This window comes from Saprospiraceae bacterium (genome assembly GCA_026129545.1).
Classification (GTDB): Bacteria; Bacteroidota; Bacteroidia; order Chitinophagales; family Saprospiraceae; genus M3007.
This window is the reverse complement of record JAHCHX010000005.1, coordinates 24,548-43,793: the sequence shown is the minus strand read 5'-3', so window position 1 is coordinate 43,793 and position 19,246 is coordinate 24,548. Positions and strand designations below refer to the sequence as shown.

Below are 19,246 nucleotides of genomic sequence, written 5' to 3'. Positions count from 1 at the left end.
GTTGCGCCGCAATCCCTTCGGGATTGCGGCGCAACGGTTTTCGGCTTGCCGCAGGCGGGGCTTTTTAGCACTACCGTTCATTTGGAAAACCGCACTTCAATTATACGAAAAAACTGTCAACCGAAGCACTGCACCCCCGCTTGCGGCAAACCGATGTTGGTGGCTGTGTTTCTTTCTGTTCGTCCGTTAAAACTCTTTCTCCAATTGGTCTGCCTGTTGTATTAAATACCATCTTGTTTCGCTGTCTTTCTCGTTTTTAAGTCGTTTGTTAATGTCAATCAGTTTGTTGCTTTGTTGAACAAATTTTTCTGTCTTTATGAAGTTGTTTAACCACTCTGAAAAGTCAGTCAAGTTGTCTTGCGAATGAATGTAGTCAAACGAACTTTTTATAAACTCTGCTACTTCAAGATTTGAACCTTCCCACTTGTCAATTGGAATTATGTCTTTATTGAAAAATTTGTCGAACAAATACGTGTTGCGGCAAAAAGTCTGAAACGCTTTTGTCTCTGCTTCTTTTAGTCTGCCGGTTTTAAAAAGTATGATTGTCCACTCGAATAAAAAGTCTGGGTAGCAACTGTCGTCCGGAAAGTTTTTGTTAAACCAATTCATATATCTCAGTCCGCCCGAAAAGTCGTCAATTTGAATGTAAAGTCGGGGAGGAGCGTAACGAAGTCCACGGCTGTCATCATAAAATCCGCCCCATCGTTTTTTGTCAGCCGCAAGAGCCGCTTTAATCTTTTTAATTTTTGTTTTTACTCTCTCTATTTGTTTTTCAGTCATTGTTTGCAAAATGTTGTTTGGTCGTGTTAGGTGATTGTCTGTCGTGATAATTTTTTTTCTAAAAGTCAACGAAGGACTGTCCACCTACACCAACTAAAAATAGAAGGAAAAATTTTGATTTAAAACAGTCAGTCCGTAAAAGTCCGCAAGTGGACAGTCCACCGATGACTTTACAAACTGTCGGGACTGTGTGGTCGTCTAACATTGCCACCAACGTTTTGCCGCTTGCCGCAGGTGGCGATTTAGGAGCACTAAACTGTCAACCTGCACTGAAGCTGAATAGAAGCACAAACTTTAAATTTTACACGTCACCGCCACTTGCGGCAAACGGCTGTTATGCACTGTTTTTCATTTCTTTTGTCATTTTTACTATACCTTCAATTATCATTTTTTTTGCTTCGAATGGAAAAGGTTTGTTCATAAAATAATCTGACAGGTCATTTATTACAAGTTCACCGTGTTTTTCTAAAATATACTGTAACAAAAGTACAAACAAAATGTCCTGCTCTTGAGTGAAAGCTATTAGTAGTGCATTAAACTGGGCTTCTTTGTCGCCATCTTGAAGAAGTCCTGTATTTAAAAACGCATAAAATGCATCTTGAAAGTTTTTCTCCTTATCTTCTGCAACACCAAGATTAAACCAAGCTAAACCATTTACAGGGTTTAATTTTATTGCCTTTTTAAATTCAATAATTTGCTGTTTAAAGTCTTTTAGATTTAGTGCTTGTTCACAGATTTCCAACGAGGATTTTCTATCAATTTTTATATCGTCAAATCCTAACTCAATAAACCTATCTAACATTTGGTCTTTTAACACCCACTCGGTATTAAGTGAATTTTGATTTTGAAAAAACTTGGTAAACCAACTTTTTGCTTCAGATAACTTACATTGAAAAAGGAGACAATCACCAATAAGTGCGTAAATAATAGATTCCTGATTTGGTAAATTCATTTCAAGTCTAAAATACCTTTCAGGTATGTTTTCTTCGACTAGGTCAATTGATTTTTTATAAAATAGTTCTGCGTATCTGAAATGTCCCTTTGTAAACAGGAGACCTGCCAATTCTCTCCACCAATGTTTTCTATTCAAATAATCTGGGTGAAATTTTCTTGCTTTGAAATAGTGAGAAATTGCTGTTTCTGTGTTAAATAAACCTTTCTCAATATTGCCTAAATTGTAGAAGCAAGTGCCCTTGACGGGATATTCGGTAGTTTGGTCAATTGCAAATTTTAAATTCTCAGTTCGCAATTGAATTAAATCCTTATGATTTTGATTTAGTGCAAAATATGATAAGTCAAAAAATAAAAAAGCATCATAATGCCCCTTTTTTATTAATGACTTTACATTTTCATTGAACTGATAAAGTAAATTTTGATGAATTGAAGATTTTAATATTCCTAAAGGGTCAAAATTCATTGCATCATCAACTGAACTGAAATAGTCATTTTCTATTAACTTTTTCAATAAGTTTAAGCTCCCGTTCAAATTTTCTCTTGCAAATGCTACAACAAGCAATTTAAGAATTTTAGCATTTGCTATGTTAATGTCATTTTCGTTAAAAAATGGTCTATGAAGTAATGGGTCTTCAATTTCGATACTATCAATTTCAATCTCCTTATTGAAAAAAGGTCCATCTACCGTAAAAAAATGTTTTGCATCTCTTGTAAAGAAACTTAAATTATAATGATTGGGTAAATAGGCATTGTTAAGTTCAAATGTGTCTTGGTAAAAATGACTAATGAAATTAGCTATGTTACTACTTAAAATAGCGCCTAAATCAGAGTCAGTATTAATTTTTAGACCATATCTTGAGGAAACTTTTAGTACGTCTTCAATTGCATTGAAATATTCTGCGTTTATAAGATTGTCTATACCTAGGTTTAGTTTTATCGTTTCTTGTTTGGGTTTTAAGTTGAGAGATTTAATCAGTTTGTTTGCCCAAATACCCCAAGTCTGTTTCGTTTTGGTTGAAACACATACTATTAATACTGGAAGCGACAATGATGAATAGTACTTTAAGTTATCAATCTCAAATTGCTTTTCAAATATGTCATTTTTAATTTCTTGTTCACTGCCTTTAAGTTGAACAAAAAAAGTTATTCCTGTCGACTTTCCTGATTTAAAGACTTCAATCAAGTAATCTATTCCGTAGTCTGGCTTAATTTCACGAACTACCCATTCTACAGGAATTAGATTCTCAAAAATTCTTTGAGAAATTGTCTCGGTAATATGTTGAGTTGGTCGTTTCATTAAAATAGTGCATAACGGGCCGCGTATTGGCGATGGGCGGGATTTTTAGCACTGAACTTGATACGAAGAACGAAAGTTGAATTTTGCACTTCCGTTGATACGAAGCCGTTCAGCCCGCCTATCGCCAATACGATGTTAGCGGTTCGGGCATTTGTCCTCTTAGTTTTTTCGTTTGTCATTTAGTTGTCTTGTCAGCACCAACATATGTTTTGCCTGAATACCATTTTCGTAAATCGGTTCAGCATAGTTGTCCGTAAAAAAATGTCTTTTTATGTTAGTTATTTCAAAGCCAAGTTTCTGATACAAATAAAGTTGTCCGACACTTGAATTTGCTGTCCCGATGCAAATACTTTTTTGTCTGTTAGACGAAGCAACTTTCACAACATTTTCTATCAAATAACTGCCAATTCCTTTTCCTTGAAATTCTGGTTTTACAGCAACATTTTTTATTTCAACTGTTTCTGTTGTCAATGGAAATAAAACTATAACACCAATCGTTTCGTTATTTTGTCTTGCGGTAAATACGTCTGACTGTTTTAAGTATTCGTCAATTAAGTATTTTGATGGGTCTGCAAGCAACAAAAGGTCATAAGGTATTTTGTCGTTTCTGTCAAGTTTGTCAAAAGTTATATTTTCGTTCTTAATTGTCATTTCTTCCTTTGCGTTGATGTCGTTCGTTGCCTGACCGCTAACGCCCGCTCCGCTTGGCGAAGTCCAAAAAAATTTCGCGAAGCGAAAAAAATTTTTTTGGATTTTGCCAAGCGGACAGTTGTACGCAGTCCCGAAGGGGCGGCGTACGGCTGTCCGCGAAAGCGGAGCGGGCGTTGCGCCGCAATCCCGAAGGGATTGCGGCGCAACTCTCAAATATGCGCAACTTTTGTCGTACTTTTTGTATTGTTGACTTCGACAATACAAAAAGTACGACAAAGCTTCTACTCGTTTTTCAGGTTTAAGGCGTCAAACGGACTTTTTATGTCTTCCAGTGTTCGGTTGCTGACATGCGTGTAGCGGAGCGTCGTTTTGATGTCGTTGTGCCCAAGAGTTCTTGGGATGGCTCACGGCCACAAAAGTAATCGGGCAGACAAGTTCCGCAAAACCTTGCGCACCGTATTTTTTCAATACCGGAACATCGCCAAAGACCAAATCGCGGTATGCAAAGACTGCGAGCTGCCCTACATTTGTACCGACTACCGTCGCGCCCCAATCAAGACTTTGCTTAAAACGAAATAGCGCCCATTTGACCCAAAAACGATTTTTTCACATTACAAACTAAACTGCTTTTCGATGAAAAAAATCCTCCCGCTCGCTATTCTATTGGCGACCGCCGCCCACACGTTCGCGCAAAGCGCGAAAATCGTCCCGCCGACAAAGACAACCGAACCCATTGACCATTCACAAATCAAGTTCAGCACGCCCCAATCCGCTGTTCCATTAGTACGAACCCCCCTTGCCCCCGCCGGAGTGAAATTTCAGGCACTTCCGGCGCTTGACATTCAAGGCAGCGCACAGACATCAGGCGTGCGCATCACCCGCGACGAGCGGAATGGCATGCCGATTCTGTTTGAAGGTGTCACCGAAGCTTCCGCCAATGTCGCCGACGTGAAAGCAGGGGCACTCGCTTATTTGGCGAGCCTGAAACCTACGGGAATCGCTGCTCCTGCCAATGAGTTTGTGGTCACAAGGGTAGAAACCGACCAGTTGGGCAATAGCCACGTTCGTTTGGAGCAAGTGTTCAAAGGTGTGCCCGTGTTTGGCGGAGAGGTCATCGCCCATGCGAGAAAAGGGGCTTTTGACCTGCTGAATGGCCGTTATTTCCCCACGCCCCAACTCAACTCCGTGACCCCCGCCGTGGATGCCAGCCGCGCCATTGACCGCGCCAAGCAAAACATCGGCCTTGAAAACATCAAAACAGACTGGACTCCAGAATGGCTCAATTTGCTCAAAATCGAGCCATTCCAAGCGCAATTGGTCATTTATCACCACGAAGAAAATTTGGACAACGAGCGGCTCGCGTGGCACATAGAGGCCCACCCGAATCTGCTCACCCGCGTCGTCTATTTTGTGGATGCGCTGACGGGCGAAGTGATTCATCGCTACGACTTCACTTGCAAAATTGACGGTGGCAGGCACGAGCACACCGCTGTCACGCACCTCCCCGTCGCCGACGACCCGAAAGAAGACCTGCCCAATGTGCCGATGTCTGAGCCTCCATTTGCCCCGCCGCCAGTCATTGGCACTGGCATTGACTTGCTCGGCCAAAACCGTTCGTTTGGCGCGTGGCAGCAAGGAGCCACTTATTATCTGGAAGATGCGAGCAAGCCCATGTTTAAGCCCGCGGCTTCCACCATGCCCGGCGACCCGGTGGGCGTCATTGTCACGCTGAACGCGAAAAACACCTCCCCGCAGAATCAAAACTTCGATTATAGTTTTTTCACCGCTGGCTCCACCAATTTCAGCAACGCGGCCACGGGCGACGGTGCCAGAGCCGTGAGCTCGCATTGGAACAGCATCAAAAGCTACGACTATTTCAAGAACACTTTTGGCCGAGAGTCCATTGATGGGCAAGGAGGCAACATCATCTCGTTTTTCAACGTGACTGAAAGCAATGGCAGCTCCATGGAAAACGCCTACTGGAATGGCGCGGCCATGTGGTACGGCAACGGCGGCTCCACGTTCCGGCCACTCGCACGCGGCCTCGACGTGGGCGGTCACGAAATGACGCATGGTGTGGTGGAAAAAACTGCCAACCTGATTTATCAGAATGAAAGCGGCGCGCTCAACGAGTCATTTGCCGATATCTTCGGCGCGATGATTGACCGCGACGACTGGCTTATTGGTGAAGACGTGATGCAGCCCAGCACCCACGTTGCGCTCCGCAGTATGCAAGACCCCCACAATGGGGTCAACTCAAACAGCCCGTGGTGGCAGCCCCGTACCGTGAGCGAGCAATACAACGGCACACAAGACAACGGCGGCGTGCACATCAACAGCGGCATTCCCAACTGGGCGTATTACCTCTTCGCCAACAACGCCAATGTGGGCAAGGACAAGGCCGAACAAGTGTTTTACAAGGCATTGAGGGACTACTTGGTGAAGTCAAGCAAGTTTGTGGATTTACGCATCGCCGTGCTCCAAGCAGCCAACGATTTGTATCCGCAGGGCAACCTCGTCGGCATCGCCGCCGCCGCCGCTTTCGACCAAGTCGGCATTCAGGGCAGCACGCCCGGCGGCAATTACCTCGGCAACCTTCCCACCAATCCCGGCACCGACTATGTGCTTTGCGTGACCAACAATTCGCAAAATCTTGAAGTCCGCAACGGGAGCGGCGCGCTCATTGGCACCATTTATACACAAGGCATCAAAAGCCGCCCCAGCGTGAGCGACAACGGGGGGCAAGTGGTGTTCGTCAATAACATCGGGCACATCATCACTATTGACCTTTCCTATACGCCGACTTTCCAAGCGGTCGTCAATCCACCGCTCAGCGCTCTGCCTGAGTGGCGCAACGCGGCCATCTCAAAAGATGGCACCTTCGTCGCTGCCCTGACACAGAACGAGAACAAGCTGATTTATGTGTATGATTTCATAGACAACAAACTCGTGTCATTTGAACTTTACAACCCAACTTACTCTACTGGCCAAAGCACGGGCGATGTGAAGTACGCCGACATCTTGGAGTTCGACTATTCTGGCGAATACATCATGTACGATGCTTTCAACGAACTTTCCAGCACCACCAACGGAAACATCAGCTACTGGGACATCGGCTTCCTGAAATTCTGGGAAGCAGGTGGGTTCGCCAACTCGAGCAATTATTTCATCACAAAACTATTCAACGGCCTGCCTCAGAAAACCAATGTGGGCAATCCGACCCTCTCCAAGAATTCGCCTTACATCATCGCGTTCGATTACTACGATGGCATCAAAGACCAGAACGACATCCTGGGCGCCAATGTGGAGACTGGCAATGTCGGTGTCATCTTGGAAAACAACGGCGCGTATAGCTGGCCCACCTACAACCGCTTGGACAACGCCCTCTACTACGAAGGCCCCAACCAAGCCGGCACCACCAACATCTACAGGCGCGGCCTCAACCCCGACAAAATATCGGGAACGGGCAACGAAACTCAATTCATCGCCGACCGCCAGTTGGTGGTGTGGTTCGCCAACGGCAACCGCAGCCTCAGCGTAAGCACCGACGAGCCTTTGCACTCAGCCATCAGCCTCACCGTCGTGCCCAACCCCGTGACGGACATGGCACGGCTCAACATCGAGGCCGCGAGCGCGGCCGCCGTCCAAGTCAGCGTGGTCAATCTGTTGGGAGCCACTGTGCAAAACCGCGAGGCTCAACTCGTGGAAGGCTCGAACCAGCTCGAGCTGAACATGCAAAATTTGCCCGCCGGCACATACTTCGTGCGGCTGTTTTCTGGCAATAGCGGCATCACCGCAAAAGTGGTGAAGCAATAGCTTTAAGCCAGCATTAAGTTTGACCGTGTGAGACATCCGAGCTGTATCCTTGGCTCGGATGTCTCTCTTTTGTCGGTTGGGCTCCTCATTTTTGCGCTATGTTTGAACCCTTATTCGCATGCTTTTGAAAAAAGTGCTTGGATAAACACACTCTCTATGAAATCGCTCACAATCGTTGCCCTACTCCTCTTTGCGTTTGTTGCTCCCCTATTCGGTCAAATATCCGTCGCAAACACCCCTGCAAGACCCAAACTCATCGTTGGCATCGTGGTGGACCAAATGCGTTATGACTTCCTCTATCGCTATCAAGCCAAATATGGTCAAAACGGCTTCAACCGTCTGCTGACCGAAGGCTTTTCCTGCGAAAACACGCGCTACAACTTTGCGCCGACGTACACCGCGCCTGGCCATGCGGCTATTTACACCGGTGCCACGCCATCCGTGACCGGCATCATCGGCAACGACTGGTGGGACCCTGAGTGGCGCAAACACCGCTATGTAACCACCGATGAGCGTTACAAAACCATCGGCAGCACCACCGTGAAAGCAGGTCAACATTCGCCCTCCGTATTGCTCTCCACCACCATCACCGATGAGCTGCGGCTGTCCAACAATTTCAAATCGAAAGTTGTGGGCGTTTGCCTCAAAGATCGAGCGAGCATCCTACCCGCAGGGCATATCCCCAATGCCGCCTACTGGTTCGACGACACTTCGGGCAATTGGATTACCTCCACTTACTACCCCGACTCCACGGGGCTGCCGAGGTGGGTGCAGGATTTCAATGCCAGCCGCCAATCCGATTCGCTGCTGTCTCAAAATTGGGACAAAATCGTGTCCGGCACTTATCAGGAGAGCTTTGAGGATTGGGACAGGTACAACAAGGGCGACTACGCTCGCTACCTTCATGGGAAAAAAATGCCCTACGACCTGTCCGCTTTGAAAAAAACAGGCGGCTACGGTTTGTTGCGCTTCACCCCCTTTGGCAACACGCTCACGCTCAATTTTGCGATGGAGGCCATCAACAAGATGCAGCTCGGCGCGGGCGAAGCAACCGATTTTCTTTGCATCAGTTTTTCAAGCCCCGACTATTGCGGCCACCAATTTGGCATTCACGCCGAAGAAACGGAGGATATGTATCTGCGTTTGGACCGCGAAATCGCCCGCTTTCTGGATTTCTTGGATAAAAAATTGGGCAAGAACAACGTGCTCTTGTTTTTGACCGCCGACCATGGCGCAGCGGAGACCCCGGCCCACCTCAACGACTTGCGCATCCCGGCCGGTGTTTTCCCGGAAAGCAAATTGGAAGACACGCTGGAAAAAGCATTGGCCAACGCGCTGGGCATCGGCGGCAACTTCATCCACGAGGCAAACAACCAGCAAATCTGGCTCAATTGGGACGCGATGGCCGACCTCGACATCGAGCCTAACGACGTGGCCTCCGTCATCATTGACCACTTGCGCAAGCAGCCAGGCGTGTACGACGCTTTCACCCGCGAGGAATTGATGATGTTGCCGTCCGAATATCCCTTTGCCCCTGAGCTCCGCAGGGGCATCCACCCGCGTCGCTCCGGCGACATCATTTTCCACCTCGACCCGGCTTGGCACGCGGACGACAAGACTTTCCCGAAAGGCGGCACCACGCACGGCTCCCCCTATACCTACGACACGCACGTCCCGCTCATCTGGTATGGCTGGAAAACAAAGCCCGGTGAAACCTTTGCTCCTGTGGACATTACCGACATAGCACCCACGCTATCCGCCATGTTGCGCATTGCAAAACCCAACGGGACTACCGGGAAAGTGATTGAGGAATTGATGAAATAGTAGGGGGCGCGGTTAGCCCTTGTTGGCCAGCTGCCCACAGGCCGCGTCAATGTCCTTGCCTCGGCTGCGCCGCACCGTCACCGTCACGCCTTCCTTGGCGAGGTAAGCCGCAAAGGCATTCAGGCGGTTTTCGTCGGATTTTTCAAACGCTGCGCCGTCTACCGGGTTGTATTCGATGATATTGACCCGAACGGGGAATTTTCGGCGGCAGAGCTGCACCAGTTTGGCGGCATCTTCAAGGCTGTCGTTGAAGCGCTCGAAGGCGATGTATTCGTAGGAGATGCGGTTTTTTGTTTTTCGATAAAAATACTCCAACGCCTCCATGAGTGCGGCGAGGTTGTTCGTCTCGTTGATGGGCATTATTTCGTTGCGCTTGGCATCGTCGGCGGCGTGTAGGCTGAGCGCGAGGTTGGAGCGAAAGCCATCGTCGGCCAATTTTCGGAGCATCTTGGCGATGCCTGCGGTGCTGACCGTGATGCGCCGAGCCGACATTCCCAACCCGCCTTGAGTGGGGGGGGCGGTTAGTCGGGCGATGCTCTCCATCGTGTTGGCGTAGGTCAGTAGGGGTTCCCCCATGCCCATGTAAACCACATTGGTCAGTGGGCGGCCAAATGCTTCGAGGCATTGGCGGTTCACGCCCACTACTTGGTCGAAGACTTCGGCAGCCTCCAAGTTGCGCTTGCGGCCCATGCGTCCGGTGGCGCAAAAGGCGCAAGTGAGACTGCATCCGACTTGTGTGCTGACGCAGACGGTAAATCGCTCTTCGGCTGGCACGGGAATGAGGACGCTCTCGACGCGGTGCCCATCCCAAGTGAGCCAGCGCGTCTTGATGGTGCCGTCGGCGCTGTGCTGCACTTTGTCTTCGCGGAGGGTGTGCAGCGTGAAATGCTCCCTTAGTCGCTGACGCAAGTCTTTGGAAAGATTCGACATCGAGTCGAGGTCCGTCACGGCTTTTGTCCAGAGCCATTCATAAAGTTGGCGGGCGCGAAAACGCGGCTCTCCCCACGCCGCGAGGGTGGCTTCAAGTTCGGGCAAAGAATGGGCGCGTAGGTCGGTCACGGTGTTGGTCGAGAATGTTGAGTGGTTGTTAGTCAGTTTTTTTCGTGAAAGCTTAGCGTTTGCCCCCACCCCCTCCCGCCTGCTGGCGGGAGGGGGTGGGGGCAAACGCATCAAAATGGCACAAACCTCGGAGAGGTAAAATGTTGGTAGAAACGCCCCATTTTCGCGGTGTTTACGACCCCGGCGGGGTCGAATGTTGGTGACCTGTTTGCTGCTATAGACATTTGACCTCTCCGAGGTCGTGATAATTATCACAAAAACACACCATTTCTACCCATGTCAAACCTCTTCGAGGTCGGTTGTATTTTGATGCGTTTGCCCTAGGGGGTGGGGGTGCAAGAGCGGTTTTTTTCCCACTAATAAAAAAAGCGACGTATTGCGCTCTCACGCAACACTTCGCTTCCTGATTTTATTGATGCAGTTTGACTGGTTATAGTTTCCAGTCGTCTTCGTCGTCAATTTCGTCTTTCTTTTTGCGCGATTTTTTCTCTTCGGGAGCTTCGTCCTTCTCTTCTTCTTCGTCGGTCTCTACGCGGTCTTCGATTTCGTCGGTTTCTTCGTCGCGGAGATCTTCGTCTTCCATGTCGCGGTTGTTGGCTTCCCATTCAGCCTGACGACGGTCGAATTCTTCGTAATCGAATTCCGGCATCAGGTCGGTCTTGACGTGGTTCACCACTTCGTTGAGCGAGGCAACAAAGCGATTGAAATCTTCCTTGTAGAGGAAAATTTTGTGACGCTTGTAGCCGTAGCCATCTTCACGGCGCGTGCTTTCGGTGATGGTGATGAAGTAGTCGTTGCCCCTCGTTTTCTTCACATCGAGGAAGTAGGTGCGGCGTTTGCCAGCGCGGACGCGCTTGGAAAACACGCTTTCCTCTTGTTCGCGGTCGCCCCGGTCGCGGTCGAAGCCTCCCCGGTCGCGAAAGCCGCCCCTGTCTCTGTCCCTGAAATCGCCCCGGTCGCGAAAGCCGCCTCTGTCGCGGAAGTCTCCTCCCCGGTCGCGGTTGTAGCCCCGGTCGCGGTCGTAGCCCCGGTCACGATTGTCGCCTCTGTCGCGATCATAACCTCGGTCTCTATCCCGAAAATCCCGGTTGTCTCTCCGTTTGAAATTCCCGTATTCCACCTGTCAAAAAAAGTTTAGTGAATAATTTTGGTGAACAAATTGCGAGCAAAGGTAGATTTTCCAACGAAACAACCATGTCTTTTGAAAGAAATTCTGTCTTTTGGGTTTTCCTATCCCCTTGATGGCTTGGTTGAAGGAAGGGGAATGGGGGCATTGGGCGTTTGGGGCGCATTTTCAATGGTCGCGTTTATACCTTGGTTCACTAGATTTACCGGGATTTGTCGGATGACCATGATTGATGTCCCTGACTTCGAATAGATTGCGCTTTTAGCCATGCCCAAAACTTAGCGGCGCGAAGCATATATGCCGGCACAGCGTTCCGATTTACTTGCGACCATTGAAAATGCGCCCGACGTTTTAGGAATTTATTGCCTCCTCATCCCCTTCAACACGAATACCCCTTCTTCGCTCATCACTCGCAAAAAGTAAATGCCAGTTGGTAGCGTCTCCAACGGGACAGCCGTTTGCTCCGAAAGCACATCGCCGCTCCAATGCAGATGCCCCGCAGCGTCGAGCAATTCGACGCGGGCAGTGTGCGGGACTTTGCCCGAAAGCCGATGCAGACTGGCGACGTGGGTCGCGGGATTGGGGGCAAGGCTCCATGAGGCTGGGACTGGCGGCGGCACGGGGCTGCTGCTCGACTGGTCGGGACACTCGAATTGCAGGACAAATTGCTGAAAGCCGGGTGTTTTGTCGTTTTGCAGGGAAAAATCGTCACCAAAATCAAGGGTGGTATTTCGGAAATTGGAGCCGAATATCGCGTGTTTTTTATTGGTACGGAGAAAGGGAAAAGAGCCGAGGAAGCCGCCGTTTGAACCTTGCACGAGCAGGTTGTCGTCGAAATTGGCATCGTAAGAGCGCACAGCCATGCCGCCGATGTCAGAAAACTGGAGCAACAAACGGCCACAAAAAGGCTGCAACGCAGCGTGTGGGTAGTCAGTGGAGAGAAAACCTTCAAGAATAGTGTCTGACCACAGCGGGTCGCCGTTGGGCGAGTAGGCTTTTAATCGGTAGCCTGCGGATTGGTTGGGGCCGGCATCGAAGTCGTACGACAGCAGGAAGGCGTTGCCGCCAAACACCGCCACTTTGGGATGCTCGTCGAATGTGATGTAGTTGTATGCTCGAATCCAATGCGCCGTGAAAGAGGAATCGAGCCGGACGATATAGTTGGCATAGCCGGTTTGCATCGGTGGTTCGGGCACCATTAGGTTGGCGAACATGTCCCACGGAGCGGCTGTGCCGACGGCGTACAACCGCCCTTCGTCGTCGAGCGCGAGTTGGCTGATGCTGCGAATGTCGAGTGTTTTTTCAAGTTGCAAATTGCCGTCGAAGTTGTAGCGCCGCAGTCTCGACTGTATCGCTTCGTGGATGCCGGCGACGTAGATCGCATCGGGGGCTACCGCCAGCGTCCAGCCAAGACAGTCTTCCGGCAACGTGCTTAGGTAGGTGTCCACCCATTGAAAATGTCCATCGGGAGCCAGTTTTGCGATGAAAAAACTGGCATCGTAGTCGTTGACTCCGGGAATAAGCCAATCGGGAGTCAGCCGAAAAGTGTCCACATAGCCGCCTGTGATGACCAAGCCGCCGTCGGGTGTCAGCGCGGCGTCGCAGATGCGGGCGATGTTGCCGGGGAATTCGCGCCGCCAGAGCAGTGTTCCGTCGGGGTGGTATTTGCTCAATACCGGGTCGCCCGCCGGGAACAGCCCCAATATGCCACTTTGCCCAAAGGTATTTTTAAGATTTAGCGTGGAAGCAAGGTAGAGGTTGCCTTCCGCATCAAGAGCTCCAGCTGTGAGCACCCCAGAATCTGGCTGATGAATCGGTCGGGCATCGGTCAGTTTTTGGGCAAAAAGGGAGGAAAAGAAGGTTGTCAGCGGGATAAAAAGGCACAAACGGCGCATGGTCGTTTTTTTGCCACAAAATTGGGGGAGATAGCTGAACATTGCACTCGCATGAACAGGTGAAAACACGCTATTTTTGGCCAAAAACATGAATGATGTCACCGCGTAAATTCTTGATTGCCTGCCTTTTTTCTTTTTGTGCCGCACCTGACTTGGTGGCTCAGCCGCAACCTGTCCATGTCGGCATCTACTTGATGAATTTGTATGACCTGAACATGGACGAACATTCGTTCTACGCAGATTTTTACATTTGGTTCAAATGGAAGGGAGAGATTGACCCCACGGAAATCGAGTTCGTCAACCTGATAGAAAAATGGAGCATGGCGCACGAGCAATCGGGCGACAGCAGCAGTTTTTTGTTGAAAGACGGCACCAATTATCGCATTTTCAGGGTGGAGGGTCGTTTTTTTCACTCTTTTTCCCTCAGCCGTTTTCCTTTGGACAAACACAAACTCGACATACAGATTGAAAGCCCGGAGCATCCTGCCGCGGCGCTCGTGTATCTGCCCGACACCAACGCTGCCGAAATTCGTAACACCCTGAAGCTCATCGGCTGGGAGACGAAGGGCTGCCAGTTGCAATCGTCCGTTCATGACTACGGCACGGACTTCGGCAACCCAGAGGAAAACGCCCAACGATACAGCAACCTGACCTTCACCGTCACGCTGGCACGCCCGCTGAGTTATTTCATCCTCAAGATGTTGCTGCCCATTTTGATTGTCATGCTGGTCAGCATCGGGGCGCTCATTCTGCACCCTTCCTACATTGACACGCGCTCGTCGTTGCCCATTGGCGGGCTGCTGACGGCGGTGTTTCTGCAACAGTCGTACAGCGACGCGCTGCCCGACACGGGCTACATGGTGTTGATGGACAAAATCTATCTCCTTTGTTATTTCTTGATTTCGATGGTGTTGCTGCAAGTCATTCGGGCGGGCAACGATTTGGCACGCAACCAACCGGAGCAAACCATCATTCGTAGGGAGCGGCGACTGGCGCGGGTTTTCTTCGCTATCTTCATCATGGGCGTATTTGCGCTGTGTCTCTGGTAAAGTTTTTCGAGACATCGTTTTTTTTGTTCAAATAACGCAAGGTGGATACATTTGGCCTTCCATTCACGAACTCAAAAACAACACTCGCCTCCGCCTGTTTTTGCGGAAAAAACAAACTGTTCGCGCTCGACCGATGTCCCAATTTCAATTCTACCAACCTTTCACGGGTGTCGTCCGGCACCTGATTATCATCAACGTCCTGATGTTCGTAGGCACATACATTATTCTTGGCGAGCCACAGCGGGACTACACGACTGGCGAATACTACGACATGGGGCGCTTGGCGTTGGCGGTTTATATGCCGGGTTCAGAATACTTTCGACCTTACCAGATAGCGACCCATATATTCATGCACGGCAACTTGATGCACCTGCTGTTCAATATGTTGGCGCTCTATATTTTCGGCCCTATGATAGAAATGGTGTGGGGACATAGGCGCTTTTTGTTTTATTATTTGTTTTGTGGTGTGGGCGCTTACATTCTCTACACGGGCGTGCAGTGGTGGGAGCTTCAGCAGATGGGCATGGACCCTCGCGCTTGGAACGTGCCGATGCTGGGGGCATCGGGGGCTGTTTTCGGGATTTTGGCTGCATTTGCCTATCTTTTCCCGAACCAGATAATCAGTCTGCTGTTTCCGCCCATATCCCTCAAAGCCAAGTATTTCGTACCGATTATGGCGGGGCTGGAGCTATTTTATGGAGTGCAACGCTTTTCGACGGGGGTGGCGCATTTTGCTCACTTGGGCGGCGCGGTTTTTGGTTTCATATTGATAATGATTTGGTATCGGGGGCGTTTCCAATGACGAACACCGATTTCACATCCTACACCGATTCAACAAAAAGCAATGGCGGTTTTTAGGTCCATTTGGGAAGACATCAAACATTCGTTTCGAGCTGGCAACATGGTGACGCGATTGGTCATCCTGAACTTTGCCGTGTTCGTGTTGGTGAAAATCCTCTTTGTGTTGTTGTGGATGACTGGCAGGGCGGGCGACTGGTACGAGCAGGTGCTGCTGTTCTTTTGCATGCCGGGCGATTGGAAACTGCTCTGGCATTTTTGGGCACCCGTCACCAGTATTTTCCTGCACGAAAGCTTTTGGCATTTTTTGGGCAATACCATCACGCTCTATCTCTTCGGCATCATTGTCGGCGATTTGATAGGCGACAGGCGGGTGCTGCCGATCTACCTTTTGGGCGGCTTGGTGGGCAATGTGCTTTACTTTTTCTCTGCCCAATTCATGCCTTATGTTGGTTCCTACGCTTTGGGAGCCTCTGGCGCGATAATGGCGCTGGCGGGGGCTGCGCTCATCCTTGCGCCCGACTATCGCGTCATGCTCTTTCTGCTTGGCGAGGTGAAGGTGAAGTACATCGTGCTGGTGCTGGTGTTGCTCGACTTTGTGGGCATAGCCAACCAAAGCAACACGGGCGGCCACGCGGCGCATCTCGGAGGCTTTGCGGCAGGCTGCTGGTTCGTGTTTCTACTGCGCGACGACCGCGACCTATCGGAGCCGATTAACCGCTTTTTGGACAGGCTCATGAGTTTGTTCGCACCGGCTCGCCCGCGCCCCAAAAAGACAAAACGCAAGACCCAACCCGCCTTCCGCGCCACTTTCGGCGGGGCTAAGGGCAGCAATGTGAGCGACACGAACGACCTGTCGTTCCAAGAGCGTCTCGATGCCATTCTGGACAAAATCAAGGAGAGAGGTTACGAAAATCTCGAGCAGGAGGAAAAAGACTTTCTCTACGAAGCAAGCAAAAAATAGATGCGCTACCTCATCAAGAACGCGGTCAAAATCATCAGTGCCGCCGTGGTGCTGCTGACGCTGCTGGCATACATCTGCCCGCACGTCAATCCCGCGTCCTTCCCGTGGCTGGCGTTTTTTGGCACCGCTTTCCCGTGGCTCTTGTTGGCCAATTTGTTCCTCGTTGTGTTGTGGACTTGGCGAGCCAGCCGTTTTGCCTTGTATCACTTGGGCATCTTGGTTTTTGGCTGGCAGTATGTCACCGGCTTTTTGGGCTTCGACTTTGGGAAAGACACCAAGCCGGAGGGGGCCTTCACGGTGGCCACGCACAACATCGGCGGCGTGTGGCACGGCCAACACTTTATTTCCGACTCGTTCAGGGAGGCCACTGCCGAGCGTTACGCTCGTTTTTGGAAAAAAAACGGGGTGCCAGACGTGCTGTGCGTGCAGGAAATCGGAACCAAGTTCTATCATCTGCTGGGGAAAAAAATGGGCTACGACTACACCTTCAACCTCAAAAAAGGCACGGTCATCTTCAGCCGATTCCCCATAGAGGCGGGGGGCGAAATCCCATTCGATAAGACTTCCAATTCGTCGCTTTGGGCCGATGTGCGCGTTGGGAAAAAGTTGGTTCGCATCTACAGCATACACTTGCAATCGAACAAGGTCACTGTCACGACTGAGAAGGTCATAGAAAATCCCAATTTGAAGGAGCGCGACACTTGGAGAGAAATCGGCGGCGTGCTCAGACGAGTGGGAGGCGCCACCCGCATCCGGGCCGAGCAAGCGCAGCGCGTGCGTCAGCATCTCATTTCCTCGCCTCATCCCATCGTGGTGTGCGGCGATTTCAACGACACGCCCAACTCCTTTGTGTATGCACACATCTCGCAGGGGCTTTCCGATACCTTTCGCAAAAAGGGTTTGGGTCTCGGCACCACCTTCGCAGGCGTGTTGCCTCTTTTGCGCATTGACTATGTGCTGGCCGAAACTGGTTTTTCGGTGTATGCCTGCCACACCATCAGGGCGGGCGATTCGGACCACTATCCTGTGGTGGCGACGCTGGGGTTTTAAAACAGCCTCTAACGCACCGCGCAGCGCAACAACTCCACACCTTCGATGCTTCCTTCCAACACGTCACCAATTTTCACTGGCCCCACGCCTGCTGGCGTGCCAGTAAAGATGTAGTCGCCCTTGTGCAGGGTGAAATAGCGCGAGATGTGGCAAATCAACGTGTCGAAGGAGAAAATCAAATCGCGGGTGTGGCCGTCCTGCACCACTTCGCCATTTTTCTTTAATTGAAAGTGAATGTCCTGCGGGTTTTTCAACTCTGCCAACGACACAAAGCGGCTGATAGGCGCCGAGCGGTCGAATCCCTTGGCGATTTCCCACGGATGGCCTTTTGATTTGAGTTTGTCCTGCACGTCGCGGGCGGTGAAGTCAATGCCGAAAGCCACCGCGTCGTAGTAGCGCGAGGCAAATTCGGGTTGCACCGAGCGCCCGTTTTTGCAAACGCGCAACACGATTTCGCCCTCGTAGTGCAAGTCTTGCGTGAAGTCGGGGTGGTAGAACGGCTTGTTGTTCACCAGCAGCGCGGTCGGCGGCTTCATGAAGATGAGCGGCTCCGACGGCACGGGGTTGTTGAGTTCCTTGGCGTGGTCCACATAATTGCGACCGATGCAGAAGATTTTCATGGGGCGAAAGTAGGGAACTTTGATTTTTCATCTCTGTGGTTGGCAGCCTGCGTCACATCCCCTTCAAATTATCCTCCGGGTTGTGTGGCCTACGGCGATAAAAAAATTACGCGCGCCAAACTTGACGCGGTTGTTCTCCATTCCCGGATTGTTCATTGTTCAACCGCAGGCCGGCGATTAAGTTTTACCCGCCTTCTTACGCCGGCATATACCCTGTTGGCTCGCTTCGATAACCCAATTCAGCCACTTTTGCTCCCCGATGCCGGTAAAATTCCGGGTCCTCCGGTGCCCAGGTGGCCAAGCCGTCCACATAGCGATTGAACATGCAGAATGCTGCTGCGATGAGTACGGTATCGTGTATGTCGCGGTCCGTCGCGCCTTTTTCCCGAGCAGCAGCCACTTGTTCGGCGGTGACGTGCTTTCCGCCTTTCTGCACACTCGAGGCAAGGATGAGCAAAGCCCGCATTTTGTCCGAAACGGGCGCGCTGTGCAGGTCGCATTTGACTGCTGCCACGGTTTCCTCTTCGCCCAGGTAGTGGCTTGCCACTGCGCCATGAATGTTTTGGCAAAAATAACAGTCGTTGAGGTGCGAGACATACGCGCCAATCAGCTCGCGCTCGCCCCGGCTCAGCCCCTCGTCGGTAGCAAGCAGCGCATTGGCGAAGTCGTTGAGCGGTTGAGCGGTGTGCGGGCTGAAGGCCATAGGGCCTCGAATGCCGGGGAGATCGTTACCAAGATTGATATGTGCCATGTGTGAAGGTAGTGAGCAGATGAGCAATGTGAGCGAGTGAGCGACGTGGATGTTCCCATCCACTTACTTTTTAGGTGGAACGTAGCCGTTTTTGCCTATTCGCTCGCCCATAGAAGCCCAAATTTCCGTGGCATCGGGCGGCGGCGTGCTGGTGGCAAGCCCATCCACATAACGGTTGAAAAGGCAAAAAGTAGCGGCTATGAGCACCGTGTCGTGGATGTCCCGGTCTCCGGCACCGTTGGCGCGGGCTTCTGCGACAAGTGCCTCCGATACGGTGCGCGCGTCTTTTTGGACACAATCCGCAATACGGAGCAGCGATTTTATTTTGGCAGAAATAGGCGCGGTCTCGTAATCGTCCAACACAAAATCAACCACCTGTGCATCCGCTTGAAACAGGTATCGCGCCGCAGCAGCATGGCTCGAAAAACAGAAGGTGCATTGGTTGCGGTGCGAAACAAAGGCCGCAATCAGTTCGCGCTCGGCTTCCGAAAGCGGCGATTCGCCGCGCAGCAGGGTTTGGGCCAATTCGTAGAGGTGCTGCCCGGTATCAGGGCGGTACTCCGCGAGGCTTCGTATGCCGAGGGCCTGTTCGGGAAGGGCGATATGTGGCAT

General features: G+C 50.6%; 15 protein-coding genes. 6 read left to right on the top strand and 9 right to left on the bottom strand.

The window, feature by feature from the left end:
- Nucleotides 1-186: 186 nt before the first annotated feature.
- The 3 genes from KIS77_21520 to KIS77_21510 all read right to left on the bottom strand — a co-directional run bounded on the left by KIS77_21520 (nucleotide 187) and on the right by KIS77_21510 (nucleotide 3,895).
- Complete coding sequence (locus KIS77_21520; GenBank protein MCW5924914.1) at nucleotides 187-780, bottom strand: hypothetical protein; 594 nt, start codon at nucleotides 778-780, stop codon at nucleotides 187-189.
- A 334-nt stretch (nucleotides 781-1,114) separates the two neighbouring features.
- On the bottom strand, nucleotides 1,115-3,031 hold the full coding sequence (locus KIS77_21515; protein MCW5924913.1) for a DUF4365 domain-containing protein: 1,917 nt from the start codon (nucleotides 3,029-3,031) through the stop codon (nucleotides 1,115-1,117).
- A gap of 159 nt (nucleotides 3,032-3,190) precedes the next feature.
- Nucleotides 3,191-3,895 carry a GNAT family N-acetyltransferase gene (locus tag KIS77_21510; protein ID MCW5924912.1) on the bottom strand — a complete coding sequence of 235 codons (705 nt, stop codon included), beginning with the start codon at nucleotides 3,893-3,895 and terminating at the stop codon, nucleotides 3,191-3,193.
- Between the two features lie 420 nt (nucleotides 3,896-4,315).
- On the opposite strand from KIS77_21510, the gene KIS77_21505 reads away from it, so the two are divergent.
- Nucleotides 4,316-7,498 (top strand): M4 family metallopeptidase, encoded by a 3,183-nt coding sequence (locus KIS77_21505; protein MCW5924911.1) that lies wholly within the window; start codon nucleotides 4,316-4,318, stop codon nucleotides 7,496-7,498.
- Between the two features lie 156 nt (nucleotides 7,499-7,654).
- Complete coding sequence (locus tag KIS77_21500) at nucleotides 7,655-9,322, top strand: alkaline phosphatase family protein (protein MCW5924910.1); 1,668 nt, start codon at nucleotides 7,655-7,657, stop codon at nucleotides 9,320-9,322.
- 12 nt (nucleotides 9,323-9,334) lie between these two features.
- Here the strand turns inward: KIS77_21500 and rlmN are convergent, their stop codons facing one another.
- The 3 genes from rlmN to KIS77_21485 all read right to left on the bottom strand — a co-directional run bounded on the left by rlmN (nucleotide 9,335) and on the right by KIS77_21485 (nucleotide 13,402).
- Nucleotides 9,335-10,492: a 23S rRNA (adenine(2503)-C(2))-methyltransferase RlmN gene (gene rlmN, locus KIS77_21495; protein MCW5924909.1), complete on the bottom strand. Its 1,158-nt coding sequence runs from the start codon at nucleotides 10,490-10,492 to the stop codon at nucleotides 9,335-9,337.
- A gap of 319 nt (nucleotides 10,493-10,811) precedes the next feature.
- On the bottom strand, nucleotides 10,812-11,501 hold the full coding sequence (locus tag KIS77_21490; protein MCW5924908.1) for a DUF3276 family protein: 690 nt from the start codon (nucleotides 11,499-11,501) through the stop codon (nucleotides 10,812-10,814).
- Nucleotides 11,502-11,866: 365 nt separating this feature from the next.
- Complete coding sequence (locus KIS77_21485; GenBank protein ID MCW5924907.1) at nucleotides 11,867-13,402, bottom strand: T9SS type A sorting domain-containing protein; 1,536 nt, start codon at nucleotides 13,400-13,402, stop codon at nucleotides 11,867-11,869.
- Nucleotides 13,403-13,494: 92 nt separating this feature from the next.
- Between KIS77_21485 and KIS77_21480 the strand changes: the two genes are divergently transcribed.
- From KIS77_21480 to KIS77_21465, 4 genes are all read left to right on the top strand, one after another.
- Nucleotides 13,495-14,451: a hypothetical protein gene (locus tag KIS77_21480; protein ID MCW5924906.1), complete on the top strand. Its 957-nt coding sequence runs from the start codon at nucleotides 13,495-13,497 to the stop codon at nucleotides 14,449-14,451.
- 133 nt (nucleotides 14,452-14,584) lie between these two features.
- Nucleotides 14,585-15,253 (top strand): rhomboid family intramembrane serine protease, encoded by a 669-nt coding sequence (locus KIS77_21475; protein MCW5924905.1) that lies wholly within the window; start codon nucleotides 14,585-14,587, stop codon nucleotides 15,251-15,253.
- 42 nt (nucleotides 15,254-15,295) lie between these two features.
- A complete protein-coding gene (locus KIS77_21470; protein ID MCW5924904.1) occupies nucleotides 15,296-16,213 on the top strand; it encodes a rhomboid family intramembrane serine protease in 918 nt (305 codons plus the stop codon).
- Nucleotides 16,214-17,263, top strand: a complete 1,050-nt coding sequence (locus KIS77_21465; GenBank protein ID MCW5924903.1) for an endonuclease/exonuclease/phosphatase family protein — start codon at nucleotides 16,214-16,216, stop codon at nucleotides 17,261-17,263.
- An 8-nt stretch (nucleotides 17,264-17,271) separates the two neighbouring features.
- Here the strand turns inward: KIS77_21465 and KIS77_21460 are convergent, their stop codons facing one another.
- From KIS77_21460 to KIS77_21450, 3 genes are all read right to left on the bottom strand, one after another.
- Nucleotides 17,272-17,883, bottom strand: a complete 612-nt coding sequence (locus KIS77_21460) for a fumarylacetoacetate hydrolase family protein (GenBank protein ID MCW5924902.1) — start codon at nucleotides 17,881-17,883, stop codon at nucleotides 17,272-17,274.
- Between the two features lie 196 nt (nucleotides 17,884-18,079).
- Entirely contained in the window at nucleotides 18,080-18,634 is a 555-nt protein-coding gene (locus tag KIS77_21455) for a peroxidase-related enzyme (protein ID MCW5924901.1), read from the bottom strand.
- A 63-nt stretch (nucleotides 18,635-18,697) separates the two neighbouring features.
- Complete coding sequence (locus KIS77_21450) at nucleotides 18,698-19,246, bottom strand: carboxymuconolactone decarboxylase family protein (GenBank protein ID MCW5924900.1); 549 nt, start codon at nucleotides 19,244-19,246, stop codon at nucleotides 18,698-18,700.